5 protein-coding genes are annotated in these 6,052 nt (G+C 73.1%); 2 read left to right on the top strand and 3 right to left on the bottom strand.

Going from position 1 to position 6,052, the window contains the following annotated elements; translation table 11 throughout:
- Positions 1–107 precede the first annotated feature (107 nt).
- Genes ACFWFR_RS16555 through ACFWFR_RS16565 form a run of 3 tightly spaced genes read right to left on the bottom strand, consistent with a single transcriptional unit; the run spans position 108 to position 3,930 of the window.
- The gene (locus ACFWFR_RS16555) at positions 108–944 is read right to left on the bottom strand and encodes an HAD family hydrolase (protein ID WP_377623685.1); all 837 of its coding nucleotides are present in this window, start codon (positions 942–944) and stop codon (positions 108–110) included.
- Entirely contained in the window at positions 941–2,440 is a 1,500-nt protein-coding gene (gltX, locus tag ACFWFR_RS16560) for a glutamate--tRNA ligase (protein ID WP_377623687.1), read from the bottom strand. Before gltX ends, ACFWFR_RS16555 begins: the two co-directional genes overlap by 4 nt.
- 47 nt (positions 2,441–2,487) lie before the next feature.
- Positions 2,488–3,930, bottom strand: coding sequence for a PLP-dependent aminotransferase family protein (locus ACFWFR_RS16565; protein ID WP_377623688.1), 1,443 nt, complete (start codon positions 3,928–3,930; stop codon positions 2,488–2,490).
- 47 nt (positions 3,931–3,977) lie between these two features.
- On the opposite strand from ACFWFR_RS16565, the gene ACFWFR_RS16570 reads away from it, so the two are divergent.
- Together ACFWFR_RS16570 and glsA are read left to right on the top strand one after the other, a co-directional pair.
- Entirely contained in the window at positions 3,978–4,451 is a 474-nt protein-coding gene (locus tag ACFWFR_RS16570) for a carboxymuconolactone decarboxylase family protein (protein WP_377623690.1), read from the top strand.
- A gap of 75 nt (positions 4,452–4,526) precedes the next feature.
- Positions 4,527–5,927, top strand: a complete 1,401-nt coding sequence (glsA, locus tag ACFWFR_RS16575) for a glutaminase A (RefSeq protein ID WP_377623692.1) — start codon at positions 4,527–4,529, stop codon at positions 5,925–5,927.
- The last annotated feature ends 125 nt before the right edge of the window (positions 5,928–6,052 follow it).

The raw sequence follows: 6,052 nt of genomic DNA on the forward strand, positions 1-6,052 counted from the left end.
AGGTAGGACGCGCCGCGCACTACCTCGCGCAGCACGTTCTACCTCGCGCCCGGCAAGACGTCGCACCTCGCACCGCAGGACGGGCGGCACAGGCAGAAGTCCGACGGTCAGCGCCCCGCGAGCACCAGGTCGCCGACCTCGTCGAGCGTCGCCACGACGTGCACCCCCGCCGCGCGCGCGGCCTCGGGGTCCTCCTCGTGCGGGCCACCACGCCGGGTGCCCGGACGGTCGATCCACACGCCCGTCAGGCCCGCGGCAGCCGCGGCCCGCGCGTCGACGTCGAGCTCGTCGCCCACGTAGACCGTGCGCGCCGGGTCCGTGCCCAGGCGCGCGCACGCCTCGACGAAGACCCGCGGGTCCGGCTTGCCGAATCCCAGGGTGTCGACGCCCACGAGCATGGGCACGTCCGAGAGCCCCGACCGGGTCAGCTTGTCCGTCTGGAGCGCGACCGACGCGTTGGACAGCGCACCCACCTTGACCCCTGCGGCGGCGAGCCGCGCGAGGACCGGTGCGGCGTCGTCGTGCGCGCGCCAGCTCTCCTCGAACGTGCCCCAGAACACCGTCTTCCACGCCGCGTACCCGTCCTCGTCGAGGACCACTCCGCCGAACGTCTCCTGCAGCTCGTTCGCGCGCAGCATGCGCTGGCCGTCGAACGTCAGCTCGCCGCGCGTGTACGCCCGGTACCAGCCGTGCGGGTCGCTGCGCCACAGCGCGAGGACCTCCCCGTACCTCTCGACCGGCAGGTGGGGCAGGTACACCTCGCACACCGCGTCGATCGCGAGCGCGAACGCGCCGCGGGTGTCGACGAGCGTGTCGTCGACGTCGAACAGGACCCCGTCGACACCGTCGACAGCCGCGCCGGGCGCGACGTCCCCCGCGAGGGGAGCGACGCCGTCGGGAAGCGAGGGCAGCACCGTACCGGGCGCCGGTTCGGGCGCGGTCACAGCGACGCGCGCAGCGCCCGCAGACGCGCCAGGGTGGACTCCTTGCCGAGGATCTCCATCGACTCGAACAGCGGCGGCGACACGCGACGTCCCGTCACGGCCACGCGCAGCGGCGTGAACGCGAAGCGGGGCTTGATGCCCATCTCCTCGACCAGGACGGCCTTGAGCGCCTCCTGGACCAGGTCCGTCGAGAAGTCGTCCAGGGCGTCGAGCACGCGGATCGCGGCGTCGAGCACGGCCGGCGCCTCCTCGCGCAGCGCGGCGCGCGCCTCGTCCTCGACGGGCACGGCGTCGTCGGCCACGAACAGGAAGCCGAGCATGCCCTTGGCCTCGCCGAGCAGGACCATGCGCTCCTGCACGAGCGGCGCACCCGCCGTGACGAGCGCCTGGTGCTCGGCCGAGAGGTCCGCGAACGAGTCGGCCGGGACGAACCCGCCCTGGTGCAGGTACGGGACCAGGCGGTCGCGGAAGTCCTCGGGCGCCAGCATGCGCAGGTGCGTCGCGTTGATCGCCTCGGCCTTCTTGAGGTCGAAACGGGCGGGGTTGGGGTTGACGTCGGCGACGTCGAACGCCGCGACCATCTCCTCGACCGTGAAGATGTCGTTGTCCGCCGAGATGCTCCAGCCCAGCAGCGCGAGGTAGTTGAGCAGGCCCTCGGGCGTGAAGCCGCGCTCCTTGTGCAGGAACAGGTTGGACTCGGGGTCACGCTTGGAGAGCTTCTTGTTGCCCTCGCCCATGACGTACGGCAGGTGGCCGAACTGGGGCATGACGTGCGCGACGCCCAGCTCGAGCAGCGCGCGGTACAGGACGACCTGGCGCGGGGTCGAGGACAGCAGGTCCTCGCCGCGCAGCACGTGCGTGATGCCCATGAGGGCGTCGTCGACCGGGTTGACCAGCGTGTACAGGGGCTGGCCGTTGCCACGCACGATCACGTAGTCCGGGACCGAGCCCGCACCGAACGAGATCTCGCCGCGCACCAGGTCCGTGAACGCCACGTCGGTGTCCGGCATGCGCATGCGCAGCACCGGCTCGCGGCCCTCGGCGCGGAACGCGGCCTTCTGCTCGTCGGTCAGCGTGCGGTCGAACCCGTCGTAGCCCATGGCCTTGGGCCGACCGGCCGCGACGTTGCGCGCCTCGATCTCCTCGGGCGTCGAGAAGGACTCGTACGCGTAGCCGCCCTCGACGAGCCGACGGATGACGTCCTGGTAGATGTCACCGCGCTGCGACTGGCGGTAGGGCTCGTGCGGACCGCCGACCTCGACGCCCTCGTCCCAGTCCATGCCGAGCCAGCGCAGCGCCTCGAGGAGCTGCTGGTAGCTCTCCTCGGAGTCGCGCGCGGCGTCGGTGTCCTCGATGCGGAAGACGAACGTCCCGCCCACGTGCCGGGCGTACGCCCAGTTGAACAGCGCCGTGCGGATGAGGCCGACGTGCGGCGTACCGGTGGGCGACGGACAGAAGCGGACGCGGACGGGCGAGGAACCAGGTGCAGGGATCACGTCCCACAGCCTATCGCCGCTGGGTCCTCGGGGCCGTGCGCGGCCCGTCACGGGCCGCCGAGCGCCCGGACGAGCAGGTCGAGCGCCCGTGAGACCTCAGGCTCGCTGGGCGTTCCGTAGCCGACGACGAGCCCGGGCACGCCCTCGCCCGGCACGTGCCGGTGCTCGGCGAGGCCCGTGACCTCCAGGCCGAGGTCGGCCGCCCGCCTGACCACCGCGGCCTCGTCCACCGCGCCCGGGAGCCCGATGAGCGCGTGCAACCCCGCAGAGATCCCGGAGACCTGGACGGCGCCGCCCCCGACCAGTCCCGCCAGTCGACCGACCAGCAGGTCCCTGCGTCGGCGGTACCGCCCCCGGACCGCCCGGACGTGGCGGTCGTAGCCGTGGGACTCGATCAGGTGGGCCAGGGCGAGCTGGTCGGCGCTCCCCGTCCGGTAGTCGGCGTGGGTCTTCGCGTCCACGACGGCGTCGAGCCACCGCTCGGGAACGATCATCCACCCGAGGCGGACCGCCGGACCGATCGTCTTGGAGACGCTCCCCGCGTACACGACCTCGTCCGGGCCGATCCCCTGGACCGCCCCGACCGGCTGACGGTCGTAGCGGAACTCGCCGTCGTAGTCGTCCTCGATCACGAGGCCTCCGGTCGACCGAGCCCAGTCGAGGAGAGCGCGCCGCCGGGCGGGCGCCAGCGTCGACCCCGTCGGGTACTGGTGGGCGGGGGTCACGACGACGGCGCCCACCTCGTCGAGCCCCGCACCTGCGAGCAGATCGGTTCGCGCCCCGTCCCCGTCGACCGGGAGCGCCCGGACCTCCAGGCCGGCCCGGCGGACGATCTCACGGTGGAACCCGAGGCCCGGGTCTTCCATCGCGACGTGGCGGACGTCGGCACCGTGGAGCACCTGAGCGACCAGCGCGAGCGACTGGGCGTACCCGGTGGTGACCACGACGCGTCGGGGGTCCGCCACGACACCGCGGGTGCGTGCGAGGTACTCGGCGAGCGCCGTGCGCAGCTCGGGCCGACCCCGTGGGTCCCCGACCCCGAACGCCTCGGTCGGTGCCGTGGCGAGCGCGGCCCGGGTGGACCTGGACCACGCGGCGCCGGGGAACGTCGTGGCATCGGGGCTGCCCGGTACGAGCCGGAGCATGCGCACCGGACGCAGGTCCGGCGTCCGTCGCTCGGGAGGCGCCTGGGGGGCAGCGCTTGCCGACGAGACCCGCGTGGCATCGAGTGCGGCGACGCGGGTCCCTGACCCTGCCCTGGCCTCGAGGTACCCCTCGGCGACGAGCTGGTCGTACGCCGCAGTGACGGTCCCGCGAGCGCAGCCCAGGTCGTGCGCCAGAGCCCGGGTCGAGGGCAGTCGGGAGCCGGGGGCGAGCCGTCCTGCACGGATCGCGTCACGCAGCGCGCCCTCGAGACCGGACCTCTTCCCGGTGCCATCGCCCATCTCGAGGTGCAGGTCCGCTCCGGAAGTGGACCACTGATCATTCATGCAAACGGACCTTACCGCTGGTCCGTACGCTCCGTACCGTCAGACGCATGACCACTGAGACCACGCCCCAGACCGTTCCTGTCACCTCCCGCCTCGCCGTCGACGAGCTCGCTCCGCTCATGAGCCGCGCGATGGCGTCGTTCGCCGCCGCGACCCGGAAGTCCTCGATCGAGCCCGCGCTGCTCGACCTGGTCTCGGCACGCGCTTCGCAGATCAACGGCTGCGCCTACTGCGTCGACACGCACAGCGCTGACGCGATCGCCGCGGGCGAGGACCTCCGCAGGGTCCTGAGCCTGTCCGTCTGGCGGGAGACGCCCTTCTTCACGGCTCGCGAGCGCGCGGCGCTCGCGCTGACCGAGGCGGCCACCCGGTGCGCCGAGGGTCCGGTGCCCGCCGAGGTCGTCGAGGAGGCTGCCGAGCACTTCGGCCCGACCGGGCTCGCCGAGCTCGTCTGGGCCGTCGCCGCGATCAACGCCTGGAACGTGGTCGGGGCTTCCCTCCACCCCTGGCCGCTCGACTGACACGACCGCCCCGGTGCCCGGTGCGGCCGTCGCCCCACCGGGCACAGAGCACGCCCCGCGGGCACAATCGCGTACATGTCCTCCTCCCCGCAGCCCACGCCCGACCCGGGCCGCACCGGCGCGAGCGAGCTCATCGCCGACGCGCTCGCCGCGGTCCACGAGGCGTTCCGCGACCTCGACGAGGGCACGGTCGCGACGTACATCCCCGAGCTCGCCACGGCCGACCGCTCACTGTTCGGCGTGGCCCTCGCAGGGGTCACGGGCAGCATCTACACCGCGGGCGACGCGGACGCCCCCTTCACCATCCAGTCGCTGTCCAAGCCGTTCGTGTTCGCCCTTGCCCTCATGGACCGCGGGCTCGCCGAGGTCCTCGAGTACGTGGGCGCCGAGCCGAGCGGCGAGGGGTTCAACTCGATCCGCCTCGACCCCGCCACGGGGCGCCCGCCCAACCCGATGGTCAACGCGGGCGCGATCGTCACGACGTCCCTGGTCCGCGGGGCCTCCGAGGAGGAGCGCTTCGCGCGCATCCTCGACCTGCTCGGCGCGTTCGCGGGCCGCCCGCTCGACGTCGACGGGCGCGTCTACGTGAGCGAGTCCGAGACCGGGGACCGCAACCGCGCGATCGCCTACCTCATGCACAGCGCTGGCTCGCTCACCGCGGACGTCGAGGCGACGCTCGACACCTACTTCCGCCAGTGCTCGGTGCTCGTCACGGCCCGGGACCTCGCGGTGATGTCGGCGACGCTGGCGAACGGAGGCGTCAACCCGGTCTCGGGCGAGCGTGTGGTCGACGAGATCGTGACCGAGTGGGTCCTGGCCGTCATGGCCACGAGCGGCATGTACGACTACGCGGGCGAGTGGCTGCTGCGGGCCGGGCTGCCGGCCAAGAGCGGCGTCTCGGGCGGGCTCGTGTCGGTCGGTGTGGGGCAGTTCGGCCTGGGCCTGTTCAGCCCGCCGCTCGACGCACGCGGCAACAGCGTGCGCTCGGTCGCGGCCGCGCAGGAGATCTCCCGGCAGTTCGACCTGCACCTCATGCACCGCCCCGACCGCGACGTGCCGACGCTCTACCGGAGCACGCGCGCCGACCGGCTTCGCCAGCTCGCGCACCGCACTCCCTCCCAGCTCCGCCGCCTGCGGGACCTGGGCTCGGCGATCTCGGTGCGGGCCGTCCAGGGCACGGTCGAGTTCGCGGCAGCCGAGACGATCCTGCGCTCGGTCGACGAGCTGCCGTCGCCCCTGCCGAGCGGCGAACGGTGGCTGATCCTGGACCTGCACCGCACGTCTCGTGTCGTGACGCTCGGGGCACAGCTCCTGCGCGGGCTCGTCACACGCCTGCAGGGGCAGGGCGTGCACGTCGTGGTGGTCGACCCGTTCGAGCGCGGCTTGCTGCCAGGCGTCGACGGGGAGTTCACGACGTTCGAGGACGCGCAGCGCTGGTGCGAGGACCGGTTGCTCGACGCGGCCCGGGCCGCCTGACCCGGGCCGCGCGACCGGGGCCGCCGTCGCAGCGGACGGAGAGGTCGCAGCGAACGGAGAGAAGGTCGCCGTCCCGCGCGGGACGGGGGTGGCTTGTAAACAACAAAGAGCCCACCACACCCCCC

This window comes from Oerskovia sp. NPDC060287 (assembly GCF_042726775.1).
Lineage (GTDB): Bacteria > Actinomycetota > Actinomycetes > Actinomycetales > Cellulomonadaceae > Oerskovia > Oerskovia merdavium.